Origin of the sequence: Longimicrobium sp. (assembly GCF_036280135.1) — a bacterium.
In the GTDB taxonomy this organism is placed as follows: domain Bacteria; phylum Gemmatimonadota; class Gemmatimonadetes; order Longimicrobiales; family Longimicrobiaceae; genus Longimicrobium.
Genome location: NZ_DASURI010000434.1, coordinates 1 through 24265, shown reverse-complemented (window position 1 = coordinate 24265; position 24265 = coordinate 1). Strand labels below are relative to the sequence as shown.

General features: G+C 71.5%; 22 protein-coding genes. 9 read left to right on the top strand and 13 right to left on the bottom strand.

Going from position 1 to position 24265, the window contains the following annotated elements; all coding sequences use genetic code 11:
• The 4 genes from VFZ20_RS14045 to VFZ20_RS14030 form a co-directional block, all read left to right on the top strand.
• Positions 1 to 534: L,D-transpeptidase (locus VFZ20_RS14045; RefSeq protein WP_329684525.1), on the top strand; the 534-nt coding region annotated here is incomplete at its 5' end.
• 554 nt (positions 535 to 1088) lie between these two features.
• A complete protein-coding gene (locus VFZ20_RS14040) occupies positions 1089 to 1601 on the top strand; it encodes a DinB family protein (RefSeq protein WP_329684524.1) in 513 nt (170 codons plus the stop codon).
• Entirely contained in the window at positions 1601 to 3433 is a 1833-nt protein-coding gene (locus VFZ20_RS14035) for a serine/threonine-protein kinase (protein WP_329684526.1), read from the top strand. Before VFZ20_RS14040 ends, VFZ20_RS14035 begins: the two co-directional genes overlap by 1 nt.
• 166 nt (positions 3434 to 3599) lie before the next feature.
• Positions 3600 to 4193 (top strand): hypothetical protein, encoded by a 594-nt coding sequence (locus tag VFZ20_RS14030; RefSeq protein WP_329684523.1) that lies wholly within the window; start codon positions 3600 to 3602, stop codon positions 4191 to 4193.
• Between the two features lie 349 nt (positions 4194 to 4542).
• On the opposite strand, the gene VFZ20_RS14025 is transcribed toward VFZ20_RS14030, so the two are convergent.
• From VFZ20_RS14025 to thiL, 6 genes are all read right to left on the bottom strand, one after another.
• Complete coding sequence (locus tag VFZ20_RS14025) at positions 4543 to 5439, bottom strand: hypothetical protein (RefSeq protein ID WP_329684522.1); 897 nt, start codon at positions 5437 to 5439, stop codon at positions 4543 to 4545.
• A 133-nt stretch (positions 5440 to 5572) separates the two neighbouring features.
• Positions 5573 to 6739, bottom strand: a complete 1167-nt coding sequence (locus VFZ20_RS14020; RefSeq protein WP_329684521.1) for a class I SAM-dependent methyltransferase — start codon at positions 6737 to 6739, stop codon at positions 5573 to 5575.
• A gap of 136 nt (positions 6740 to 6875) precedes the next feature.
• Positions 6876 to 7340, bottom strand: coding sequence for a DUF4442 domain-containing protein (locus tag VFZ20_RS14015; protein WP_329684520.1), 465 nt, complete (start codon positions 7338 to 7340; stop codon positions 6876 to 6878).
• A 21-nt stretch (positions 7341 to 7361) separates the two neighbouring features.
• A complete protein-coding gene (locus VFZ20_RS14010; protein WP_329684519.1) occupies positions 7362 to 8321 on the bottom strand; it encodes a hypothetical protein in 960 nt (319 codons plus the stop codon).
• A gap of 84 nt (positions 8322 to 8405) precedes the next feature.
• On the bottom strand, positions 8406 to 9191 hold the full coding sequence (locus tag VFZ20_RS14005) for a lysophospholipid acyltransferase family protein (protein ID WP_329684518.1): 786 nt from the start codon (positions 9189 to 9191) through the stop codon (positions 8406 to 8408).
• Positions 9188 to 10237 carry a thiamine-phosphate kinase gene (gene thiL / locus VFZ20_RS14000; protein ID WP_329684517.1) on the bottom strand — a complete coding sequence of 350 codons (1050 nt, stop codon included), beginning with the start codon at positions 10235 to 10237 and terminating at the stop codon, positions 9188 to 9190. The genes VFZ20_RS14005 and thiL overlap by 4 nt, the downstream gene beginning before the upstream one ends.
• A 450-nt stretch (positions 10238 to 10687) precedes the next feature.
• Between thiL and VFZ20_RS13995 the strand changes: the two genes are divergently transcribed.
• The 4 genes from VFZ20_RS13995 (at position 10688) to VFZ20_RS13980 (ending at position 14111) form a co-directional block, all read left to right on the top strand.
• A complete protein-coding gene (locus VFZ20_RS13995; RefSeq protein ID WP_329684516.1) occupies positions 10688 to 11080 on the top strand; it encodes a GntR family transcriptional regulator in 393 nt (130 codons plus the stop codon).
• On the top strand, positions 11077 to 12012 hold the full coding sequence (locus VFZ20_RS13990) for an ABC transporter ATP-binding protein (RefSeq protein WP_329684515.1): 936 nt from the start codon (positions 11077 to 11079) through the stop codon (positions 12010 to 12012). Before VFZ20_RS13995 ends, VFZ20_RS13990 begins: the two co-directional genes overlap by 4 nt.
• Positions 12009 to 13523 (top strand): hypothetical protein, encoded by a 1515-nt coding sequence (locus VFZ20_RS13985; protein WP_329684514.1) that lies wholly within the window; start codon positions 12009 to 12011, stop codon positions 13521 to 13523. The genes VFZ20_RS13990 and VFZ20_RS13985 overlap by 4 nt, the downstream gene beginning before the upstream one ends.
• Positions 13524 to 13760: 237 nt before the next feature.
• Complete coding sequence (locus VFZ20_RS13980) at positions 13761 to 14111, top strand: hypothetical protein (RefSeq protein ID WP_329684513.1); 351 nt, start codon at positions 13761 to 13763, stop codon at positions 14109 to 14111.
• A 116-nt stretch (positions 14112 to 14227) separates the two neighbouring features.
• On the opposite strand, the gene acnA is transcribed toward VFZ20_RS13980, so the two are convergent.
• The gene (gene acnA, locus VFZ20_RS13975; protein WP_329684512.1) at positions 14228 to 17167 is read right to left on the bottom strand and encodes an aconitate hydratase AcnA; all 2940 of its coding nucleotides are present in this window, start codon (positions 17165 to 17167) and stop codon (positions 14228 to 14230) included.
• Positions 17168 to 17450: 283 nt separating this feature from the next.
• Here acnA and VFZ20_RS13970 point away from each other — a divergent pair, with 283 nt between their 5' ends.
• Positions 17451 to 17819 carry a co-chaperone GroES family protein gene (locus VFZ20_RS13970; RefSeq protein ID WP_329684511.1) on the top strand — a complete coding sequence of 123 codons (369 nt, stop codon included), beginning with the start codon at positions 17451 to 17453 and terminating at the stop codon, positions 17817 to 17819.
• 511 nt (positions 17820 to 18330) lie between these two features.
• Here VFZ20_RS13970 and VFZ20_RS13965 read toward each other — a convergent pair.
• The 6 genes from VFZ20_RS13965 to VFZ20_RS13940 form a co-directional block, all read right to left on the bottom strand.
• Positions 18331 to 18561, bottom strand: coding sequence for a hypothetical protein (locus VFZ20_RS13965; RefSeq protein WP_329684510.1), 231 nt, complete (start codon positions 18559 to 18561; stop codon positions 18331 to 18333).
• Positions 18562 to 18806: 245 nt separating this feature from the next.
• Complete coding sequence (locus VFZ20_RS13960; protein WP_329684509.1) at positions 18807 to 19772, bottom strand: cation diffusion facilitator family transporter; 966 nt, start codon at positions 19770 to 19772, stop codon at positions 18807 to 18809.
• 338 nt (positions 19773 to 20110) lie between these two features.
• Positions 20111 to 21109: a prolipoprotein diacylglyceryl transferase gene (gene lgt / locus VFZ20_RS13955; protein WP_329684508.1), complete on the bottom strand. Its 999-nt coding sequence runs from the start codon at positions 21107 to 21109 to the stop codon at positions 20111 to 20113.
• Between the two features lie 51 nt (positions 21110 to 21160).
• Positions 21161 to 21862: a tetratricopeptide repeat protein gene (locus VFZ20_RS13950; RefSeq protein ID WP_329684507.1), complete on the bottom strand. Its 702-nt coding sequence runs from the start codon at positions 21860 to 21862 to the stop codon at positions 21161 to 21163.
• A 350-nt stretch (positions 21863 to 22212) separates the two neighbouring features.
• The gene (locus tag VFZ20_RS13945; protein ID WP_329684506.1) at positions 22213 to 23196 is read right to left on the bottom strand and encodes an electron transfer flavoprotein subunit alpha/FixB family protein; all 984 of its coding nucleotides are present in this window, start codon (positions 23194 to 23196) and stop codon (positions 22213 to 22215) included.
• 146 nt (positions 23197 to 23342) lie between these two features.
• Complete coding sequence (locus VFZ20_RS13940; protein ID WP_349264094.1) at positions 23343 to 24098, bottom strand: electron transfer flavoprotein subunit beta/FixA family protein; 756 nt, start codon at positions 24096 to 24098, stop codon at positions 23343 to 23345.
• Positions 24099 to 24265: the final 167 nt, after the last annotated feature.

Sequence of the window (24265 nt, the reverse complement as noted above, 5' to 3'; positions counted from 1 at the left end):
CTCGTCGGCGTGCCCGACAACGAGCCCGATGCCATGATCCCGGCCGGTCCCAACGTGGCCGTGGGCGCCGTGTGGATCGACCTGTCGGAGCCGCACTACGGCATCCACGGCACCAGCGAGCCGCAGACCATCGGCTACGCGTCGTCCAACGGCTGCGTGCGGCTCACCAACTGGGACGTGAAGTTCCTGTCGCGCCACGTACGCGCGGGCGTGCCCGTGGAGTTCCGCGACATCAGCGGCACCAAGGTGGCCGAGGATCCCGCCAACGCCACGGCCGGCGCCGCGTCGTCCGGCCGCGCGGGCGCGTCGAGCACGCCCGCCGCGTCGGGCCGGAGCGGATCGGGCGCCTCCGGAAACGGATCCGCGTCGTCCGGCCGCACGCAGGCGACGGGCGGCCGCGCGCAGGGCACGTCGTCGTCCACGAACCGCGCGCGCACGGAGCAGCCGAAGTCGAACGAGGCGCCCAAGCAGAACGAGACGCCCAAGGCCGAGGACCATTCGGGGCACGACGAGCACGCGGGGCACACGCCGTAAGGCCCTCACCCGCTCGCTGTCGCTCGCACCCTCTCCCGCAAACTGCGCGGGAGAGGGTGTATGCTTCTACGAGCCGTGGTGCGGGGTGGACGGCTCGTGCTGGGCAGCCCCCCGCGAGACCACGAGCCCGGCGGCGTTTGGGCCTCTACTCAGCGCCGTCCTCACGCCGAGCGATTGGAATCGCCGCTGGAGAGGCACGATGTCCGCCTGCGCGGACTGCACCCGCCGTCGCCCTGCCGTGGAACACGCCCCCCGCCCGGTGGCGGCACCTGCTGTCGGTTGAAGCCTGTTCGCAGAGCGCGTCGGCGCGAGACAGGGCTTATGGCTGTCCCAGCGGCGGGTTTACCCGCTCAGGCTGGATCGCCGCCTCTCGTCTCGATGCTCACCCTGCCCTCCGTACCTCCGTACCTCCGTACCTCCGTACCTCCGTACCTGCCGTTGCTTCCGCACTTCCGCACTTTCGCACTTTCGCACTTCCGCCCTTCCCCTCCCGGGCACATCGCTTGCGCCTGCCGGACGGCTCGCCGTTCGACGATCACCGTCAGCCCAAGTCCATGCCCGATCTGTCGCGCCAGGTGGTCCTGCGGGCCGTGATGCCCATCCTCGCCGAAGCCTACGCGGGCCCCGCGGACCCGCGCAGCACGAACTTCGTAAACAACGCGCCGGACTGCGGCGTGTTCGGCACGCTGGACGGGCTGTCGGCGGCGCAGGCGTCCACGCCGCCCGCGCCCGGCCGGTCCACCGCCGCCGCGCACGCCGAGCACCTGCGCTTCAGCCTGGACGTGTCCAATCGCTGGCTGCGCGGCGACGATCCCAAGGCCCACTGGCCGTCCAGCTGGGCCGTGCAGACCGTGGACGAGGAAGGCTGGATGCGGCTGCGCGAGCGGCTTCGCGACGAGTACGCGCAGTTCCTGGAGCTCATCGACGCGCGGGCAGAGATGGACGAGGAGCTGCTGGGCGGCATCGTGGGCACCGTGGCCCACGCGGCGTACCACCTGGGCGCGCTGCGGCAGGTGGCCGAGCTCGTATCGCAATCCGCCACGGCGGCGGGAGGGACGGCGTCGTGATGAGGCGCGGCTTCGAGGGACTGATGGTGGGCCGCACGCTCGCGGGCCGCTACGAGGTGCTGGACGCCGTGGCGCGCGGCGGCATGAGCGTCGTCTTTCGCGGGCGCGACGGCACGCTGGGACGCGAGGTGGCCGTGAAGGTCGTCTCCCTGGCCGGCGCGTCGGACACGCAGCTGCCCAACTTCCGCGAGCGGTTCCGGCGCGAGGCGGCCAGCGCGGCCCGCATCCAGCACCCCAACGTGGTGCAGATCTTTGACTACGGGACGGACCCGGAGCTGGAGCTGGACTTCATCGTCATGGAGCTGCTGCAGGGGCGCGACCTCAAGGAAACGCTCCGCGCCGGCCCCCTGCCCCGCCCCGAGGCGCTGCGCATCCTCACCGAGGCCGCGCGCGGCGTGGCGGCCGGTCACCGCGTGGGCATCGTGCACCGCGACGTCAAGCCGGCCAACGTCTTCTTGGTGGGCCACACGGACCGGGACGTGGACGCGGTCAAGATCCTGGACTTCGGCATCGCCAAGCCCATGGAGGACGACCCCGAGCACCAGCTGACCACCATCGGCTCGCTGCCGCACTCGCCGGCGTACGCGTCGCCGGAGCAGCTGGACCCCAGCCAGCCCCTGTCGCCCGCGTCCGACGTGTACCAGCTGGGGCTCATCGCCTTCGAGATGCTGGCCGGCCAGCGGCCGTACGACGAGGAGAACCGCGCGCGCGTCCGCGGCGGGCAGCACGTGCCGCTCCCCGTGACGGACGCGTGGACGTCCGTGCCGCCGCACGTGTGCTCCGTCGTGGAGCGCGCGCTGCGCTTTCGCCCCGAGGACCGCTTTCCCGACGCCGCCGCCTTCGTCGAGGCGCTGACGACGGCACGGGAGGAGGACGCGACTGCGTTCCACCCCGTCTCCGCGGCCGCGGTGGTCTCCGCGCCCGTGCCGGACCCGGACGCGACAGAGCTGGTGAGCGCCATGACGGGCGTGCCCGTCATCGGCCCCGCGGCGGGGCGCGTGCACGAGGCCCCGCCCGTGGACGTGGTGCGGGACGCGCCTCCCGCGCCGATGGCACCGGCGGCGCCGCGGCGGACGGTGCTGCCGAAGACGCCGGTCATCTGGGCCGTGCCGCTCCTGCTGCTGCTGGCCATCGCCGTGTGGGCGGCGCGCCGCGGCGGCGGGGACGACGAGGCGGAGCGCGTGGCCGCCACCGCGCCGGGCGACACGATCGGGCGGGACAGCGCGGCCATGGCGCGCCTGGACGAGGAGTTCGTCCGCCTGCAGGGCGTCGTGGGCGCGGAGGCGGCATCCAATCGGCCCGCCCCGGCACCGGCCGGCCCCCAGCCCGCCGCGACCTCCGGCACCGGGCCCGCCGCGGAGACGACTTCGCCGCCCGTTGCGCCCGCGACGCCGGCGGGGACCGCGGCGGCGTCCGCCAACCCGCGCGCGCAGGCGCAGGCGACGATCGAGGCGGCCGTCCACGACCTCAACAAGGCGTGGGTGGAGGGCGACATCAGCCGTCACGTGGGCCACTATGCCAGCCGCGTGAACTACTACAACTCCAGCCGCCTGCCCCGCTCCGGCGTGCGCCGCGACCGCACGCGCGACCTGCGCCGCTACGACGACCGGCGCATCGCCATCCGCGCCATCCAGGTGCAGTGGCTGGCGGACGACCGCGCCCGGGTGCTCGTGGACAAGGAGTGGATCTTTGGCGGGGACGGCCGCACGCGGCAGGGACGGGGCATGCAGGAGTACGTCTTTCAGCAGGACGACGACGACGGCAAGTGGTACGTCGTCTCCGAGCAGCTGCTGACGACCACGGAGGCGCGCTCGCCCGTCGCGGACAACTAGCCGGCGGGCGGGGGATCGAGCGGGACGGAGTTCGGGGGAGGGGCATCGGCGGATGCTCCTCCCCCAAATTTCGTCGCCCTTTCATCGGACGAACGCGCGTCGCACCTTTGGATGGCTCCCGGACGGGCCGGCGGGCAATGATCCACGTCGATGGAGGAGCGGATTCATGGCGTCGTTCGACTACATGGGCGTATTCGGCAGGGAGCCGGCGGAGGTGCTGCGCGCGCTGGGGTTCAGCGAGGGGAAGCCGACCCGGTATCCGGACACCCGCGGCAACTCGGCGGGACGCATGCGGTCGGGATGGTTCCTGCTCTTTGGCCACAGCGTGTGGACCAAGCACGCCCAGGAGCTTTCGGCGGGGTGCCAGGCCATCTACGTGGAGGCGTCGGATACGGCGATGTGCAGCCGCGCCATCTTCTACGAGGATGGACGCACCGTGTGGAGCGTGGCGCACGACGACGATCCCGGCGAGCCCTTCGACGTGCGCACGGAAGGCACGCTCCCGGCGGAGTACGCGGCGCTGCACGCGGAACTGATGGAGAAGCAGCGCCGGTCCGTGGAGGAGAACGAGAAGGTCGACTACCTGTACGACCTGCCGCTGCGCGTGGCCGGCGTGGTAACGGGATACGTGCCGCTGGAGAACGAGCCGGAGAACGCGTTCTTCGAGCTGGAGAAGGTCGAGCCCGCCCCGCCGGCCCCGGCCTCCACGCCGCCGGCCCCTGTCAGCCCACCCGAGCGTCCGTGGTGGAGATTCTGGTGATCCGCTCCTTTGGGTCCGCCAACAACCCAGCGCACGGGCTGGGGTCCGTGCACTCCGGCGACCAGGTTCTTCGGTCGGCGCCCTCCAGCACGGGAGGGATCTAGCCGGCGCCTCCCTGAATAGAAAGCAGGGCCAGGCTCGTGCGTGGAGGCGTGCCCCGTGCGAGCGCCCCCTCCGGGCTCGCGGAGCTCGCCCACCTTCCCCAAAAACCCTGGGGGAGGTTGTACGGCGCGGCTTTCATCCCACAGGGTGCGCGCAGCGCCGAATGACTCAGAATGACAGCACGGGTTAGTCGTCATACGGTGCGAACCCATCCGAAACGGAACCGGGGCCGATCCGCGTCGCGCGATCAGCCCCGGTTCTTCTTGTCGTGCCCTCGGCCCTTGCCCCGCTCCTCCCCGCGTCCTCGGCCCCTGCCCCGGTCGTCGTTGCCGCGCCCCTGCGGCGCGCGCGCGATCGGCACGGCAGGGGCGGGCGCGGCCGCGGTGGATGAGGATCCGCCGCCGCCTCCATCCGTCCCGTCGCCGTGCAGGGGCGGCGGGCTGGCGATCCGCACGCGCGACGCGGCCGAGAGCGCGTCCCCGTCCGCGCCGGAATCCGCATCCGCCGCCGCGCCGCCGATGCGGACGGGCATGGTGATGCGGGTGGCGACGACGTAGCCCTCGTCCGCGCGGCCCTCCACGCGGATGGAATCGCCGGGGCGCAGGTTGACGGCGTCCGCGCCGCCGCCGTCCGTCCCCACCACCTCCGTGGCCATGCCCACGACCACGCGCAGGTCCGGCATGCGCGCGTCCGCCGGGCGCACCAGCAGCGCGCCGATGTCCGACGACCAGGCCAGCACGGCGCCTTCCACGTCCACCTCGCGGGGGATGCGGCCCGCGGGCGCCAGGCGCATGCCGTTGACCGTCACCACGTCGGCGCCGTCCAGCTCGATGGAGCGTGGAAAGGCGTAGCGCGTGTCGCCGTCCACCCGCAGCCCCTCCAGCCGCAGCCGCGCGCCGTCCGGCAGGCCGGAGACGTTGAGCACGGCCGCCGTGTCGCCGCCGCGTATAAGGCGCAGGCTCACGGGGCCGGGCGTGAGGTCCGCCAGGCGAAAGCCGCTGCTGTCCGCGCGCTCGCCGCGCTCGGACTCCACCACCCACACGCCGTCCGCCGCCAGCCCCGGGCCGAACGTGCCCTCCACGACCGCGCCGTCCGCGCCGCCGCCGCACGCCGCCAGGACGAGGGCCGGTATCAGGATCCGCATCCGCATGGCGCGCGACGGGGGCAGGGATCGTACCAGCGAGAAGAAGTACCAAGTGCCAAGTACCAAGTGCCAAGGAACGGATTCACGGAATCTCCTGCTTGGCACTTGGCACTAGGCACTTGGTACTTCGGTTTCAGTATGTCTTGCCCCGCACGGGCGGCCGGCTCAGCACCAGGTGGTACGCCTGCACCAGGTCGCGCTCGAAGCCGTCCACGCACCCCCACAGGTACAGCTTGAACAGGCGGTAGCCCTCGCTGCCCCCGCCCGCCTCGGCCCGGGCGCGGTTGCGCTCCAGATTCAAGGCCCAGTGCCGCGCCGTGAGCCCGTAGTTCACCCGGTCGTTGATCACCATCTCCGCCTCGAACACGGAGGTGGAGATGGCCTCCAGGTACTCGTGCAGGCACAGCAGCCGGCCGTTGCCGCGGTAGATGTGCTTTTCCAGGAACGTGCTGATCTCCCACCGCTGGCGGCTGGCGCTGGCGTCCAGGTACACCTTGCCGCCCGCCTTGAGCAGCCGGTCGTAGTGCGCCAGCGTGCGGGCGTAGTCCGGCAGGTGCTCCGTCACGCCCAGGTTGACGATGGCGTCGTACGGCTGGGCGGGCACGTGCTCGAAGAAGTGCTCCATCCGCACCTCGCACGGCAGCTTCTGGCTCTCGATGAGCCGCGTGATGAAGCTGCGCGACACCTCGCTGATGGTGATGGAGGTGACGTGAATGCCCCGCTGGCCCGCGAACTCCGTCATGGCGCCCCACCCGCCGCCGATGTCCAGGATGCGGTCGCCCGGCTTGGCGCCCACGGAGTCCAGCGCGAACTGCAGCTTGCGCGAGACGGCGTCCTCCAGCGACTCGTCGGGATGCGCGAAGAAGCCGTGCGAGTAGCAGCGGTGCCGCGTGTCCAGGAAGGACAGGTAGAAGTCGTCGCTGCGGTCGTAGTGGGCGGGGACGGCGTCGCGGTCCGCGGCCACCTGCCCCCGCAGCAGCGGCTTTACGAACCGCATGAGGAACTGCAGGGGATGCTTGTCGGAGAACGACGTGCGCAGGGGCAGCACCTGCATCAGGTCGCCCTCCACGTCCAGGTCGTTGCGGACGTACGCCTCGGCCACGGCCGTCAGGTCCATCGACGCCAGGGCCCGCATCCCCGCCTGGTTGCGCACCACCAGCGTGGCCGCCGGCTCCCCCTGGCCAAACAATCGCAGCGGCCCGTCGTCCGTCTTGAGCGCCAGCGTGGCGCGTCCCTCGTGCGGCACCCGGTTGTAGCGTTCCTGCAGCCCATCCACCACGCGTTCCAGGATCCCCTGCATCGTGCTTCCTCCCTGCGGTTGGGACGGAATGCGGCACCGTGCATCGGCAGAACGCCCCCAGGGCGCCGCGCGGATCGCCGCGCCCGGACGGACGTCTTCCCGGGCGGCGCAGCGACAAGATAACGGACGCGGCCTGCTACGGGAGGGGCCGGGCGCGGCGGACGTGGATCGTCTTGTGGACGACGGCGTGCACGGTGCCCTCCGCGTCGGCCAGCTCCACCGTGTAGACGCGCTCCACGGACGCCTCGCGGGTGAGCGCGTCGCGGATGGCGTCCAGCTCGGCGTCGTCCAGCACGAAGCGGGCAAAGAGCGTCGTCCGGCCGGGGCGGCGAAAGCGGATGGACGCCTCCTTGTCCCAGACCACGTAGCCCGGGCCCAGGGTGCGGATGAGCATCAGCATGTACACGGGGTCCACCGCGCCGAACATGCTGCCGCCAAAGAGGGTGCCCACGTAGTTGCGCGTGCGCCAGGTGAGGGGGACGCGGATGCGGATCTCGCGGAAGTCGCGGGCGATGTAGTCGATGCGCGCGCCCGTTCCCCGGTACGCGGGAAACCAGTTGAACCCCCAGCGCAGCACCCGCGTGCGGATGGACTCGGACATAGGCGGCCCCGGGTCAGCGGATCACAGGTGCTCCAGGCACCAGTCGTGGACGTGCGCCATCCCCCGCTCCAGGTCTTCCAGGAACGCCGCCCCGCCGGGTGCGCGCGGGTCGGGAAGGCGCAGCTTGGCCGTGCGGAGGGGCCGCGCGTGGTCCTCCACCATGTCGCGGGCGCGGCTGCTGGCCACGTACGCGCTCCAGCCTTCGGCCTCCGCCGCGTCGGCCCACGCCAGGACGTCCGCGAGGAACGCGAAGATCAGGGACCAATGGCGCCAGGGCGGCACATCCGGCCCCCGCGTGGCCGCCGCGCCACGCAGCCCCAGCACGCCGGCCCACGCGCGGTGGTCCGCGCAGTACGCCGCCGGCGAGGCCCCGTCCACGCGATGCGCGAAGCCGCCCAGCACCATCTCCTCCGCCGCCGCCCGTACGGCGCTCAGGGAGTAGCCGGTCGCTCCCGCCATGGCGCTCACAGACGCCTCCGCGCCGCGCAGGGCCAGCAGAAACGCCAGCAGGTCCGCGCGCATCCCCCCGCCAAAGCCCGCCCGCAGCCGCAGCACGAGCGCGGGCGGCTCCGCCAGGCGCGGCGCGCCCACGGACTTGCGCCGGCCCGGTGCGTCCTCGCCCGCGGGTTCCTCCGCGTGCGAGCGCCAGCGCCGGTCACCGGCCTGCGCCGCCACCCGCGCCACCACGGCGATCCCCTCGCGCGTGGCGGCGGGGAACGACTCCACGAGCGCGAGCGTCCGCTGCACGCTCAGCAGGGGCGACGCGGCGCGCACCCATCCCATCACCACGTCGTCCAGGCGCCGCTCGCGGCCGCGCAGAGCCAGGGACAGCAGCAGCAGGGCCTCGGGATCGACCAGGGAACGGGCGCGCGGACCGGCGGGCACGGCGATGGTCGCGAGCGCGCTCCACTGCGCCCACGCCACGGCCGCGCCCGTGCGCAGCACCTGATCGCGGATTCTACGGATGACTGCGTCGGGCACGTACGGGGGCGCGAGAGGAGGCGAGACGGGAAAATGAAATTCCGCGGAAGTGAAAATAATGTTCCTTCGCCTCGCGTTGTAGCGTCAGGCGGAACCTTCACCGCGTGCGGTCGCCGTGGGGTCCGGCAGGGCGGGCGCGGGGTCCAGGGGCGGCAGGGAGTCCGTCTCGCCCAGGCGCTGCACGAAGACGTCGCGGGTGCGGGTCATCAGCGCGTCCACCGACACGCCCTGCGCGGGGACGGCCGGCTCGAAGTAGACGTGGATGGTGGCCGGGCGCACCACGAAGGTGTCCGGCCGCATGATGTCGAAGCTCCCCGTGACGATGGTGGGGATGATGGGGATCCCCGTCTCGGCCGCGAGGACGAACGCGCCCTTCTTGAACGGCAGCAGCCGCCCCGTCCGCGAGCGCGTGCCCTCGGCAAAGATGACGACGACGCTCTTTTGCTGGCGCATCTGCTCGCCCGCCTTGCGCAGGGAGCGCGCGGCGCTCTCCCGGTTGGTGCGGTCGATGGAGATGTGCCCCGCCACCCGCCACGCCAGCCCGAACACCGGGATCTTCTCCAGCTCCTTCTTGGCGACGAAGTGGTAGTCCACGGGCAGCCTGGCGGCGATGGCGAAGATGTCGAACCATGAGACGTGGTTGGCCACCAGGATGAACGGCTGTCCGGGCGTGACGTTCTCCAGTCCGTGCAGCACGGCGTTGGAGCCGCTGGACCACAGCGCCACCTGCGCCCAGCGGCGCGTCATGCGCACGTACACCGGCCCGCGGATGCCGAACAGGGCCATGACGATGGCCGCCCCGCCGATGGCGAGCGTCCCCCAGAAGATCCAGAAGATCATCCAGAGGGCCCGCAGCACGCCCAGGATCACGTGTCGCCTCCAAAGTGTTGCCAGCCGCTGATGCCGGGGGACGTGCGCCGTCCCTCCGCGTCCACGAACCACACGCCGTCGCCCCCGCCCAGGCGCCCCACGCACGACAGCCGGATGCCGAACGTGCGCCGGAACGCCGCCGCGTGGGGCTCCACCGCGCCCACGGGGGCCGTGAAGCACAGCTCGTAGTCCTCGCCGCCGCCCAGGGCCAGCCGCAGCATCTGCCCCCGCGCGCGCCGCCGGGCCGCCGGGTGCACGGGGAGGAGCTCCGGCACCAGCAGCACGGCCACGCCGCTGGCGGCCGCGATGTGGCAGGCGTCGCCCGCGAGCCCGTCGGACAGGTCCACGGCCGCGTTCAGCAGGCCGCGGCCCAGCAGCCACTGCGCCTCGCGCACGCGGGGGATGGGCCGGGCAAAGCGCTCGCGGGCCTCGGCGGCGGGGGCCTTGCCCGCCAGCAGCGCCTCGATGCACGCCGCCGATCCGCCCAGCTCGCCCGTGACCCACACCTCGTCGCCGTGGCGGGCGCCGGAGCGCAGCACGGGCCGCGGCGCCTCGCCCACGACGGTGACGTCGATCACCATCGGCCCCGGCGAGCGGGTGAGGTCGCCCCCCAGGAGAATGCCGCCCGCGTGCTCGGCGGCCTCGCGGCATCCCTCCATCACCTGGACGGCAAAGTCGCCCGTGTCGGCCGCCGGCGCGGCGAGGGAGACCAGGATCCCGATGGGCCGCGCGGCCACGGCGGCCAGGTCGCTGAGGGCGGCCGCCGCCGCGCGCCAGCCGATCTCGCGGGGTGCCAGCCAGTCGCGGCGAAAGTGCACGCCCTCCACGCTCATGTCGGTGGAGAGGGCGATGCCGTTGCCGGCGACGACGGCGCAGTCGTCGCCGGGGCCCACGCGTACGTCGGCCCGCGCGCCGTCCGCCGCGCTGCCTGCCAGGAAGCGGCGGATGAGGTCGAACTCCGGCCCCGGCCCCAGGTGCACCGGGCCGGCTTCGGCGTGTCGCGGGGGGCGGTCGGCGGGGTCCTCGGCGCGCATGCGCAGGAACATACTGCGAGGAGTGCGAAAGTGCGAAAGTGCGAAAGTGCGTGAGTGCGTGAGTGCGGAAGTGGATCACCGGGCGGGCGAGGGGGGAGAACGACGGGCGGAGTCCGCGCACCAGGAGCGAATGAATTCGCCGCTGGAAAGGCACGAAGTCCGCCTGCGCGGACTGCACCGCACCCTCCCTGCCGTGGAGCACGCCTCCCATCGGGTGATGGCCCCCGTGTGCGGTTGAAGCCCTGTTCGCAGAGCGCGTCGGCGCGAGACAGGGCTTATGGCTGTCCCAGCGGCGGGTTTACCCGCTCAGGCTGGATCGCCGCCTCTCGTCTCGATGCTCACCCTGCTCTCCAATCCACTCCCGCACTCACGCACGAACGCACTCACGCACTTCCTTGACAGTCCTTGTCTCCGCTTCTAGTGTACTGGTGTGCCTAGTACACCAACACGGATCATACACCTGTGCTGATCAACCTCGATCCCGCCGACGAGCGGCCGCTGTACCAGCAGATCGTGGACGAGGTGCGGCGCGGCCTCGTCCTGGGCACGCTGGCGCCCCAGGCCCCACTGCCGTCCGTGCGCGCGCTCGCGGCGGAGCTGCGCATCAACCCCAACACCGTCCAGCAGGCGTACCGCGAGCTGGAGCGGGCGGGGATCATCTACACGCGCCGCGGGCAGGGCACCTTCGTCGCCGAGCCGGGCGCCGGCGAGCGCGACCAGCTGCTGCGCGACGTGGCGGACCGCGCCCTTCGCGACGCGCGTCGCTACGGCATCGAGCCCCACGAGCTGGCCGAGGCCATCCTCCGCGCCGGCGACCTTCATCCATCCACCCCTTCAACCGCAGGGCTGTCATGAGCTTCCCCACCCTTCCCACCCGCCTGGACGGCGCGGAGCTGGCCGTGGAGACGCGCGCCGTCTTCAAGCATTATCCGCCATCCACCACGGCCCTGAACGGGCTGGACCTGCAGGTGCCCGCCGGCGCCGTGTACGTGCTCGTGGGGCCCAACGGCGCCGGCAAGAGCACGGCGATGCGCCTGCTGCTGGACGTGGTCCGCGCGGACCGCGGCACGGCGACGGTCCTGGGCATCGACACGGCCCGGCAGCCGGCGCTGGCGCGGGCGCAGATCGGCTACGTGCCGGAAGTGGTGGACACGGCGTACGGGTGGCTCACCGTGCGCGGCCTTCTCAAGCACCACGCCGCCTTTTACGACGCGTGGGACTGGGGATACGCCGACGCACTCTGCCGCCGGCTGGGGCTGCGGCCGGGCGAGCGGTTTCGCGCGCTGTCCAAGGGCGGCGCGCGGGCCGTGGCCCTGGTGACGGCGCTGGCCCACCGCCCGCCCGTGCTGCTGCTGGACGAACCGGCGGACGGACTGGACCCGCTGGCCCGCGAGGAGCTGGCGGCCATCCTGGTGGAGCACATCACCCACGCGCCTACGACGGTGCTGTGGAGCACGCACCACGTCCACGAGGCGGACCGGCTGGCGGACCACGTGGGCGTGCTGCGGGGCGGCCGGCTGCTGCTGCAGGCGCCCGTGGACGCCGTGCGCGGCGGCCTTCGCCGCTACCGCGCGGAGGTGCCGGACGGGTGGACGGGCGCGCCGGGGCTCAATGGCGACGTGCTCGTGCGGGCACAGGCCGGCCGCGAGATCACCTGGACGGTGTGGGGCGAGGAGCGGTCCGTGGCCGAGCGGCTGTCCGCCTCCGGCGCCGTCGTGCGCGAGGCCGGCCGCCTGTCGCTGGAAGACGCCGCGCTGGCGCTGCTGCGCGCCGGGAGCGCCGCATGAGCGCCCCCGCACTGCGCGCGCCCGCGTCGGCGCTGCGCGTGGCCGCGGCGGAGGCGAGGGCGCTGCTGGCCTCACGCGGGCTCGTCCTGCTGACCGCCGCCGTCGTCGCGCTGTCCGTGATGCCGTCCCGGGCCGAGCACCCGTTTCCCTGGGCGCCCGTGGCGAACCTCCTGCAAATCATGATTATCCTCCCGCTCCTTCACTGGCGAGGGGCGGGCGCGGCGCGGGGCCTAGATACGGCGACGCCCATCGGGTCAATGCGGTACGAACTCATCCGGTTCGGCGTGGGCGCGGGGGCGGCGCTCGCGGTGCTGGTGACGGTGGCGCTGGCGCACGCCTGGACGGTGATCCCGGACCTGGATCCGCGGGCGCTCGATACCCTGCCTTTTGGCTACGCGGCCGCGCTCGTCATCCGGGGGCTGGCCTACTACGGGTTCGGGAGCCTCGCCGTGCTGCGGGGCCGCGGGCAGGGGCTGGGTCCCGTGCTGCTGGGGACGGTCGTGGTGGTGACGGTCGTACAGGTGGCCGGTCGGGTGGGGACGCAGACCGGCTGGTACACGCATAGCCAGCCCCCGGGCCAGCCGCCCGTCGTCGCGGGCTACACGGCGTCGCTTACTCTCGGGGCTGCCCTAGCGGAGTTGGCCGCCGCCGTCGCCGCCGTGTGCGTGCTCGCCTGGTACGGAGCCAGGGAGCGGAATCGCCCGCGCCTGCCCTGGCTCTCCGGAATCGAGACGATGGCATCGCCCCGGGCGACGCCGGATGCGCGCGTGCGTGCGCTACCCCGCAGGCCCGTGTCGGTGCTGAAAGTGGCGGCGCGGCAGTTCATGGCGCACGCGCCGCGGATGATGTTGTGGCCCATGTTCGCGATCGTGACCACGGCCGGATCCCTGGTGAGCAGCATCCGCTACGATCGGCCGTGGCTGGGACAATTTTCCCAGGTGGGCAGCTTCGTCTTCCTGGTGGCCGCATTCTTCTGGCCCCTGCTGGCGCGGGGCAGCGGGCGTGGCGAGGACTGGGAGCAGGCGCTACCGGCGGGCATCCTGGCGCAGCGCGTCCTGCAATGGGGGGTGGGGCTCGCATGGCTACAGCTCTGGACGGTGCTGCTGGTGGCGGACCACATCGCAGGCGAGCGGGCACGGGGGGCCTCCGTCGACGCGTGGGAGCTCCTGCAGCTGCCGGTTGCGTTCCTGGCCTTCTACTGCCTGGGCACGCTCCCGGCGATGATCCGCAGGCATACCGTCGGCTGGAGCATTGTGGGGTGGATGATCGTCATGTCGTCGCTCAGCCGCGCCCACAATCTCGGAATTCACCCGGGCGCCCTGTCCCCCCTTCACCTCTTTGCGACCGTGCTGGACGATGACGCCGCATGGTCCCCCGCCGCGGCACTCCTCTGGACCCCGGTGCTCGTGGCGCTGGCCCTGCTGGCCATCTACCTGCGCGTGCGCTGGGACCGCCGCCCGCCCGCGCTCCCCCGCGTGCCGATGCGCCGCGTCCTGACATCGCGGAGCTGAATCCCCATGCGAGGTCCGCGGAGTCGGCGGGAAGCCCCACCCGTCGGTCCCGTGGCTCCCGCGTGAGCCTCCTTTCCTCCGCCCGCAGGGGAGCGGGCGTGCGCGAAAACAGGCGTGGGCGGCTGTGCAGGAAGATTGACCCGCGGTCCGGATCGGACGACCTTCTTCGTGGGCGGTCCGACGCGCGGCGGCTGGACCGCCTCCCTTCCCCATCCTCCCTTCGAAAGGGGCTCCGCCATGCGCAAGCTGAAGCTGAAGGTCGATGATCTCCAGGTCGATTCGTTCGCGACCGCGCCCGTCTCCGCGGAAGGCGGGACGGTGCGTGGATGGGCGGTGACGCCGGACGTCCGCATCCCGCCCACCGACGGCTGTCCTCCGGACGGGGGCGCCACGGCGGGCACCTGCATCGGGCCCACCTACTGCTGCGGCGCCACCGGCCCGACGAACCCGGTGTGCATTGGCCCCACGTACTGCTGCAACCCCACCGCGAACACGGGCTGCTGCCCGCCGCCCACCGGCACCTGTCCCGGTACGGCGTACGTAAACACCTGCAACCTGTCCTGCTACCCGGCGGACTGCATTCCCTGATCGAGGGCCGCACGCAGCATGAGCCCAGCATGGGCCTCTGCTGCAATCCCCGAACGCCGAAAGTGCGAGAGCGCCACTTTCGCACTCTCGCACTTTCGCACTCTCGCACTTGCCGTTCAGTACGCCGGCGGATCGCTCGCGGGGAAGCTCTCCTGCGAGCCCTCGGCCACCTTGGACTCGTCGTCCGTCACGCGGTGCGTAACGGGCGCGGGGGCGGCCGACTCCACCGCCTCGGGCGTCTCGCGGCCGTTGAGCAGCTGCCGCAGCACGTACTGCAGGATGCCGCCGTGGCGGTAGTACAGCACCTCCTGCGGCGTGTCGATGCGCACGTGGGCGCGGAACTCCTTCGTCGCGCCATCCTCGCCCGCGGCGCGGACGGTGACCTCGCGCGTCTTGAGGTTGCTGCCGATCACCTCCGTCACGCCCACGACGTCGAACGTCTCGCGGCCGGACAGCCCCAGCGACTCCACGTTCTCGCCCGGCATGAACTGCAGGGGCAGGATGCCCATCCCCACCAGGTTGCTGCGGTGGATGCGCTCGTAGCTCTCCGCGATCACGGCCTTGATGCCCTGCAGGTACGGGCCCTTGGCCGCCCAGTCGCGCGACGAGCCGCTGCCGTACTCCTTGCCGGCCAGCACCATCAGCGGCGTGCCGTCCTGCTGGTAGCGCATGGCGGCGTCGTAGATGGTCGTGATCTCGTCCTGGGGGAAGTACGTCGTAAAGCCGCCTTCCGTCCCCGGCGCCAGCTGGTTGCGGATGCGCACGTTGGCGAACGTGCCCCGGATCATCACCTCGTGGTTGCCGCGGCGGGCGCCGTACGAGTTGAAGTCCTTGGGATCCACCCCGTGCTGCACCAGGTACTTGCCGGCCGGCGAGTCCTTCTTGATGCTGCCCGCGGGGCTGATGTGGTCCGTCGTCACGCTGTCGCCCAGCACGGCCACGGCCCGCGCCGCCGTGATGTCCGTCACCGACTCCGGCGCCTGGCGGCCCATGTTCTCGAAGTACGGCGGCTGGCGTACGTACGTGCTGTCATCCGCCCACTCGAAGCGGTCGCCCGCGGGAACGGGCATGCTCTTCCAGCGGTCGTCGCCCTCGAACACGGCGCCGTAGCTGCGGGCGTACATGGCGCTATCGATGGACGCCTGCACGGCCGACGCCACTTCCAGGTTGGTGGGCCAGATGTCCTTCAGGAACACCGACCGGCCCTCAGCGTCCTCCCCGATGGGCTCGTTGTACGGGTCCCAGTCGATGCGCCCGGCGATGGCGTAGGCCACCACGAGCGGCGGCGACATGAGGAAGTTGGCCCGCACGTCGGAGTTGATGCGCCCCTCGAAGTTGCGGTTGCCCGAGAGCACCGAGCAGGCAACGAGGCCGCGGTCCTGGATCTCCTTGCTGATCTCCTCCGGCAGCGGCCCCGAGTTGCCGATGCACGTGGTGCAGCCGTAGCCCACCACGTTGAAGCCCAGCGCCTCCAGGTACGGCAGCGTGCCGCTCTTCTCGTAGTACTCCGTCACCACCTTGCTGCCCGGCGCCAGCGACGTCTTGACCCACGGCTTGCGGCTCAGCCCGTGCTCGCGCGCCTTCTTCGCGAGCAGGCCGGCCGCCATCATCACCGACGGGTTGCTGGTGTTGGTGCAGCTGGTGATGGCCGCGATGACGACGGAGCCGTGGTCAATGCCCTCCTCCACGCTCTGCGGCGACGCCTCGGCGGCCGCCTGCGACGCGTCGGCCGCGCCCGAGCCCTCGCCCCACACGCCCGCGTCGCCGTCGGCCTTGTGCTCCAGGCCGATGGCCGCCGCGTCCTTCACCCCCGCCTTGGCCGCCCCGCCGGACGGGATGAGCGACGGCAGGGCCTGCGCGAACGCCTTCTTCACGTCCGACAGGTTGATGCGGTCCTGCGGACGGCGCGGGCCGGCCACGCTGGGCTGCACCGTGTTCAGGTCCAGCGTGAGCGTGTCCGTGAAGACCGGCTCGGGGCTGTCGGCCGAGTGGAAGAGGCCCTGCTCCTTCATGTAGGCCTCCACCAGCGCGATGCGCTCCTCCGGCCGCCCCGTGAAGCGCAGGTAGTCCAGCGTCACCTGGTCCGGCGGAAAGATGGCGCACGTGGCGCCGTACTCCGGCGACATGTTGCCGATGGTGGCGCGGTCCGCCAGGGCCAGCGAGGCGATGCCGGGGCCGTAGAACTCCACGAACTTGCCCACGACGCCCTTCTTGCGCAGCATCTCCGTCACCGTGAGCACCAGGTCCGTGGCCGTGGCGCCCTCCGGCAGCTCGCCCTCCAGCCGGAAGCCGATGACCTCGGGGATGAGCATCGAGATCGGCTGGCCCAGCATGGCCGCCTCGGCCTCGATGCCGCCCACGCCCCAGGCCAGGATGCCCAGGCCGTTCACCATGGGCGTGTGGCTGTCCGTGCCCACGCAGGTATCGGGGTACGCCAGCGGCATCCCCTCGTCGCGCGCCAGGTTGGGGTTCTCGTCCGTGGAAAAGACGACGCGCGACAGGTACTCCAGGTTCACCTGGTGCACGATGCCCGTGTTGGGCGGCACCACCTGGAAGTTCTGGAACGCCTGCTGGCCCCAGCGCAGGAACGCGTAGCGCTCGGCGTTGCGCTGGTAGTCCAGCTCCACGTTCTGCTCGAACGCCTCGGCCGTGCCAAAGGCGTCCACCTGGATGGAGTGGTCGATCACCAGCTCCACCGGCTGCAGCGGGTTGATCTTGCCCGGGTCGCCGCCCAGCTCGGCCATGGCGTCGCGCATGGCCGCAAGGTCGACGACGCAGGGCACGCCCGTAAAGTCCTGCAGCACCACGCGCGCGGGCGTGTAGGCGATCTCGCGGTCGGGCGGGCTGGCGGGATCCCACCGGGCCAGGGCGAGGATGTCGTCGCGGGTGACCGTGACGCCGTCCTCCAGGCGCAGCAGGTTCTCCAATAGGATGCGAAGGCTGTACGGCAGGCGGGCGACGTCCACCCCCTCGCGGTTCAGCGCGTCCAGGCGAAAGATGCGGTACTCGCGGCCGCCCACGCTCAACGTGGAGCGTGCGCCGAAGCTGTTGCTCATCAACGGTCTCCTGTCCTGGCGAAGAGATATCCGGGCGCCCCGCCGCCCACCCGTCACGTACCCCCGTCACCGGTGCGTCGGGGCGCCGGCCGGGCGACAGTTTAGCCCATCGCGCCCCTGCCCGAAAGCCGTGGCCGCGCGGCTGCAAGCCGGGTTCCACCGCGCGGGGCAGCGGCCGTTCCGAAGGGTGGACGTGGACGGGCGGGGCGGATGCGCGAACGGGGCGAATCCGTTATCGTTCGGCATCAACCCAAACGCACCAGACGCACCAGACGGATAGACGATGAGCCGCGAAGTGATCCTGATCGGGGACAAGGTCCTCATCAAGCCCGAGGAGGAGAACCAGAAGACGGCCTCGGGGCTGTACCTGCCGCAGGGCGTGCAGCAAAAGGACGAGGTGATGACGGGCACGGTGGTCAACACGGGTCCTGGCTATCCCCTGGGCGAGGCCGCGTCCGAGGGCGAGCCCTGGTCCGGCCGCACGCGCATGGAGCTGCGGTACGTGCCCCTGCAGGCGCAAAAGGGCGACGTGGCCATCTTTCTCAAGGCCCCGGCCGTGGAGGTGGAGATCGACGGCAGCAAGTACCAGATCGTCCCCCACAACGCTATCCTGCTCCTCATCCGCGACAGCCTCCCCCTGCCCCTCCCCTGAGGAGGGCGGTTGGCGGTGGATGCGGATCAGGGATAGGAATAGAAGCAGAGGGCAGAGGCAGAAGCCGAGGGAAGAAGGCACAGGGCAAAAGCAGAAGCACCGGGCCAGAGGCAAAAGCACCGAGCAGAGGCAGATGAACGGCTGAAGACCCAGCGCGGTAGAGGGCAGCGGACGGTAGTCGGCCCCCGTCCCGGCGGTTGAATGCCGGTTGCGGATCTGCAGCGGGCGGCGCGGCCCCAGCCGCGGCGAATGATGGCCTGCGGATCTGAATCGGTATTCGCGGCGCCCCAGCCACGGCGAATGAATTCGCGGCTATGACGACGTGATGTCGGCCTGCGCCGACGGCTCCTGCCGCACACCGTCTCTGTGCACCCGGGGCAGCCTTCGAGCCATCGAAGGCTGCCCCGGTGTACATGGCGCCGCCCGTGCTCGGGCAGTCCGCGCAGGCGGACTTCGTGCCTTTCCAGCGGCGAATTCATTCGCTCCGGCTGGGGGACGACCTCGCGCCCCGTCAGCCCTCGTCGCCCGTGCAGTACGCGGGGACGCAGGTGCCGTTGCACGACAGCCCGCACGTGTCCTGGCAGGTATCCAGGCACGTCCACTCGCCGGAGTAGCAGATCACCGGGTAGCACGTGTTGGGATCGGACGCGTTGGCGCGGACGGTGCCGCGGCGTCCGGCCGGCGCGGGCGCGGGCTGAAACGAGGCGACGGTCAGGTCTTCAATGCGCAGCGTGAGCTTCATGGCAGCCTCTCGGTCCGGGGGAGATGCGATGATGCCGATCGCCGGATCGCGATCGGGGAAGGCATCCAAGGAATGCGTCCGCCCCGGATGCCGATCAAGGGAGCGGCGAATACGATTCCATTAGCACCCGCGCCATTCGTCCCCGGGACGAAGGGACGAACCGTATTCGCCGAACGCAAACCGGCCGCCCGCCCCGACCTGGGGCGAGCGGCCGATGTTCATCCGCCGAATCCGAATCCGTCCACTTACCGCGCGGCCTTGGCCTCGTGCTCCGCGGCGGCGAGGGTGGCGCAGGCGTGCTCCTCAAAGCCGCGCGGCTCGATCTGGATGGTCAGGTGGTGCAGGCCAAATCGGTCGTGCAGCATGCAGTGCAGGTCCGCCAGGATCTCGCCCGACGCGCGGCGCTCCACGCGGTCGCCCACCACCACGTGGCCGCTCATGGCCTCCATCCCGCTCGTGATGGTCCACACGTGCAGGTCGTGCACCTCCTCCACGCCCTCCACCTCCATCATCGCCCCGCGCACGGCCACGAGGTCGATGTGCCCCGGCGTGCCTTCCAGCAGCACGTTCACGCTCTCGCGCAGCAGGTGCCACGACGAGTACAGCACCAGCAGCGAGATGGCCACGGAGACGGCCGGGTCCGCCCACGTCCAGCCGAACCACCACACCGCCAGGCCGCCCAGGATGGCGCCCACGCTGCCCAGCGCGTCCGTCAGCATGTGCAGCCACGCGCCGCGGATGTTCAGGCTCTCGTCCTTGCCGCCGTGCAGAACGAACAGTCCCGCCACGTTCACGGCCAGCCCGCCGGCGGCGATGAGCATCACCGTCATCCCCGCGACCGGCTCCGGCGCGCGGAACCGCTCGTACGCCTCCACGAAGATGACGAGCGAGATGGCGATGAGCGTGGCGGCGTTGAACAGGGCGGCCAGGATCTCCGTGCGCAGCCAGCCGAAGGTGCGGCGCGGCGTGGCCGGCTTTTGCGCCATCCACATGGCAAACAGCGCCAGGGCCAGCGCGCCCACGTCGCTCAGCATGTGGCCGGCGTCGGCCAGCAGGGCCAGGGAGTTGGCCAGGAAGCCGCCCACGAACTCCGTGACCATGTACGCGGCGGCCAGCGCCAGCGTCCACTTCAGCCGGCGGCGGTTGGCGCCGGCCGCGTGGGAATGGCCATGTCCGTGCGAGTGTCCGTGGTGGTTGTGTCCGGCGCCCATCGGGTCGTGCGAGGTTGAGGTCCGTCAGGCCCTACACCGGCGCGCGGGCGAGGTGCCCATCCGCGGGTCCTTGGAGGTGTCGGAAGCCCGCCTCCGCGAGCTGCGTCATCCTGAGGAGCCGCCGCGCGATCCCGTCCGAGCGTGATCCATGGCGGCGACGAAGGATCTTGCCCGCGAAGCTCGGCCGCTGCCCTCGTGCACGATCGCCCGTCCCCGGGTTTCGCACACAAGATCCTTCGGTCGCGCCCAAAGTGCTGTGCGCCTTCGGGATGTGCGCGGGCGCTCCCTCAGGATGACGCTTGCGGGCGAAGCCGCGGATCAGCGGGCGAAGCGTAGGATCAGCGCGCGGCGGGCTTCGGCTCGGGCGGGAGAGGCTCGCCTGCGGGGACGCTGCCGCGGCGCAGTCCCCGAAGGATGAGGAAGATGCCGACGGCGATCATCGCAAGGCTCAGCGTCTGCCCCATGGTCAGCGGGCCCAGCACGGTGCCGACAGGGTCGCCGGCGTCCGTGAACTGGGCGTCCGGCTGGCGAAACAGCTCCATCAGGCTGCGCAGGATGCCGTACCCCAGCATGAACACGCCGCCGTACGTCCCCGGCGCCAGGTCGCGGCCCCGCCTGCGGTTCCACGCGTACAGCGCCCACAGCAGCAGCCCCAGCAGCACGCCCTCCGTCAGCCCCTCGTACAGCTGCGAGGGATGCCGCAGGGGCACCTGGCCGCGCACCTGGTCCCACAGGCCGCTCTCGTACGCCCGCTCGATCAGGATCTCGCGCTCGCGCAGGCCGCGGCCCTGGTTGGCGCCCGTGAGCCGGAGCGCCGTGGGGTCCGTGGGAAAGCGCATGGCCCACGGCACGGCGTCCGTCGTCACCCGGCCAAAGAGCTCGCCGTTGATGAAGTTGGCCATGCGCACCAGGAAGATTCCCGGCGTGACGGCGATGCACAGCCCGTCGCCCAGCCGCAGAAAGGGCACGCCGTGCTTGCGCGCCCACCACGCGCCGGCGGCCGTCGCGCCGATCAGGCCGCCGTGAAAGGCCAGGCCGCCCTCCCAGATGCGGATGATCCGCGCCGGGTTGGCGGCAAAGGCCGCGAAGTCGTAGAAGAAGATGTAGCCCAGCCGTCCGCCCACGATCACGCCCACGATCAGGGCGAAGATCAGGTCGCCGGCGTGGTCCGGCTGCATGGGGAGAAAGCCGCGGCGGGCCATGCGCCGCAGCAGCAGAAAGCCGGCCGTAAAGGCCAGCATGAACGCGATCCCGTACCACCGGATGGCCAGCGGCCCCGGAAGGTCCAGGGCCACGGGGTCGATCCGGGGGAACGGGATCTCGATAAGCCCCAGCATGGGGGCGAGGTGCGAAACCGGCACGAACACGGCGGGCCCGGGGCCCGGGCCTTAGCGGGGCGCGGTGCCGGCGCGGGCCAGCGCCTCCGTGATGCGCATCTCCACGACGGCCGCCTGCTGCGAGAGCGGCTCCGTCTCCGCCAGCACCTTGCGGTACGCCTCGGCGGCGCCCTTGTAGTTGCCGGCCAGCTCGTACTGCAGGGCGGCCTGGCCCAGCGCCTCGAACTTCTGGTAGCGCAGCTCGCCCTTGTCGGCCGCCAGCTCGTACGCCTTGATGGCCGCGTTGCGGTCGCCCATCTGCGCGTGCGCGCTGCCCAGCATCATGGCCGCCTGGGCCGCCAGGGGCGAGCGGCTGTTGGCCAGCTCGTTGAGCGAGGCGATGGCCGGACGCGGGTTGCCCGCGTTCAGCTGCGTCTCTGCGCGCATCAGGCGGGCCTCGTCGGCCTCCACCGTGCCGTCGTGGTTCTTGATGAAGTTGTCCAGCTGCGCCGCGCCCGCCGCCGTGGCGATGGCCGGGTTGGCGCGCAGGGCCAGCAGCGCCTCGGCGGCGGCGGCGTTGCGGCGCGCCTGCGTGGCCTTCCACACCAGCAGGCCGCCCACCACCACAATGGCCACCACCGAGATGGCGATGATCATGCGGGCGTTGCGCCTGGCCCACGCGGACAGCGCCGCGGCGCGCAGGGCCATGGCGTCGTCGGGATGCAGCGCGTGCGACGCGCGGGAACGGGCGACGGTGGACGACGACGATGCCATGCGAAGGTCCTCGGCGAGCTCTGGAGGAAGGGGCGCGTGCCGGCCGCCCCGGGCTGACGGAATGAAAAGCGGCGCGCACGCCGTCTCCCGGCGCGCGCGGAACGCGTAAAACTATCGTCTTGCTTGCACTTGTGTCAACCGCAGGCCCTCACCCGCTCGCTCAGGCTCGCACCCTCTCCCGCAAACTGCGCGGGAGAGGGAATAAACTTCAACGGGCATCCTGCCCTTGTTTCCCTGTCCCCTGTACCGCAGCTCATCCCGCACGAACGAAGGGGCGCGAGCCGAAGCCCGCGCCCCTCCCCCATCCACACCGCCCCACCCAGCCGAAAGCAGATCCCGGCGATGGCGGATCAGGCCATCATCTTGCGCACTTCTTCCGTCATGCGCGGCAGGATCTGGTGCAGGTCGCCCACGATGCCGTAGTCGGCCAGCTTGAAGATGGGCGCCTCGGGGTCCTTGTTGATGGCTACGATGTAGCGCGACGTGCGCATGCCGGCCAGGTGCTGGATGGCGCCCGAGATGCCCACGGCGATGTACAGCGTGGGGGCCACCGTCTTGCCCGTCTGCCCCACCTGCTCGCTGTGCGGGCGCCAGCCGGCGTCCACCACGGCGCGCGAGGCGCCCACGGCGCAGCGCCCGCCGAACGCGTCGGCCAGGTCCTCGATGAGCTTGAAGTTCTCGGGGCTGCCCAGGCCGCGGCCGCCGGCCACGATGATGGGGGCCTCGCCCACGTCCAGCTTGGCCGCGGCGCTCGCCTTGATCTCGCGCACGATGGCGCCGAAGTCCGCCTCGTTCACCGACACGTCCAGCGTCTGCACCTCGCCCGCCTTGGCGTTCTCGGTGGGGGTAAAGACGTTGGGGCGCAGCGAGATCACGGCCGGCGTGCCCGTGGGCGCCACCTGCGCGATGAGCTTGCCGGAGAACTCCGGCCGGGTGGCGACCACCGTGCCGCCCTGCACCTCCAGCCCCGTGCAGTCGCTGGCGTAGCCCACGCCCAGGCGGGCGGCCACGCGCGGCGCCAGGTCCTTGCCCAGCGACGACGCCGGGAAGAGCGCGGCGTCGCAGCCGTGCTCCTTGATGAAGTTCACGATCACCGTCGTGAAGCCCTCGGCGGAGTACTTGCCGAAGGCGTCGGCCTCGCCCACGAACACCTTGTCGGCGCCGTAGCGGCCCAGCTCGCCCGCGGCGGCGCCCGCACCCGTGCCGCCCAGGACGACGGCGTGCACCTCGGTGCCCAGGGCGTCGGCCAGCTGGCGGGCGGCGGTCACCGTCTCGTGGGCCCCCTTGCGGATCTCGCCGTCGCGCGTCTCCGCGAACGCGAAAATGCCTGGCATGGTCGGATTTCCTCTCAGGCCTGTGATTGTAGGGAATAGGTAATAGGGAATAGGGAATAGCTAGATGGAACCGCGGGTGGGCCGGCGTTGTCGCGCCGTTGCCGTTGCCCGCTATTCCCTATTCCCTGTTCCCTATTCCCTGCCGTTCAGATGACCTTCGCCTCTTCGCGCAGCAGCTTGAGCAGCGCGGGCACGGCGTCGGGGCCCTCGCCCACGATGCGGCCGGCCTGACGCTCGGCGGGGGCGCTGAGCTTGCGCACCGTGATCCCCGCGTCGCCGGCGGACACCGCCTTTTCCTCCAGCGGCTTCTTCTTGGCCGCCATGATCCCCTTGAGCGACGCGTAGCGCGGCTCGTAGGCACCCTTGGTGAGCGTCAGCGCGCACGGCGTCTTGAGCTCCACCACCTCGTGGCCGCCCTCGATCTCGCGGTGCGCCGTGACCTTGCCGCCCTCCACCGAGAACTCCGTGACGGCGGTGGCCGCCGGAAGGCCCAGCAGCTCGGCCGTCATGGGCCCCACGGCCTGCAGGTCGTCGTCGATGGCCTTCATCCCGAAGAGCAGCAGGTCGAACTCGCGGCCCTTGAGCTCGTCGGCCAGCACGCGCGCCACGGCCAGCCCCTCGGGCTTGCCGTCCGTCTTGAGCAGCACGCCCGCGTCGGCGCCCATGGCCAGCGCCGTGCGCAGCGTCTCGGCGCTGGAACTGTCGCCCACGCTCACGACCGTCACGTCACCGGCGCCGGCCGCTTCCTTGTGCTTGAGCGCGGCCTCGACGGCGAACTCGTCGTAGGGATTCAGGATGAACTTTGCCCCGGCCGCCTCCACGGACGTTCCGTCGGCCGCAACGCGGACGCGCGCCTCGGTGTCCGGGACGCGCTTTACGCACACGATGCTCTTCACGCGCATCTCCCTTGGCTCGGTTGGTTCCTCGGTCCGCCCGGCGGCACCGAAGCCCGGGAGTATATCGTGCCCGTCACGGCTCGGCAACCCATTTTTGCGAGGAATTTCGCGGGTGATCCGCGTTCGGATGTTCGTTCGAAAGGTCTGAACGGCGGGTTGCGGGGGACAGGTTA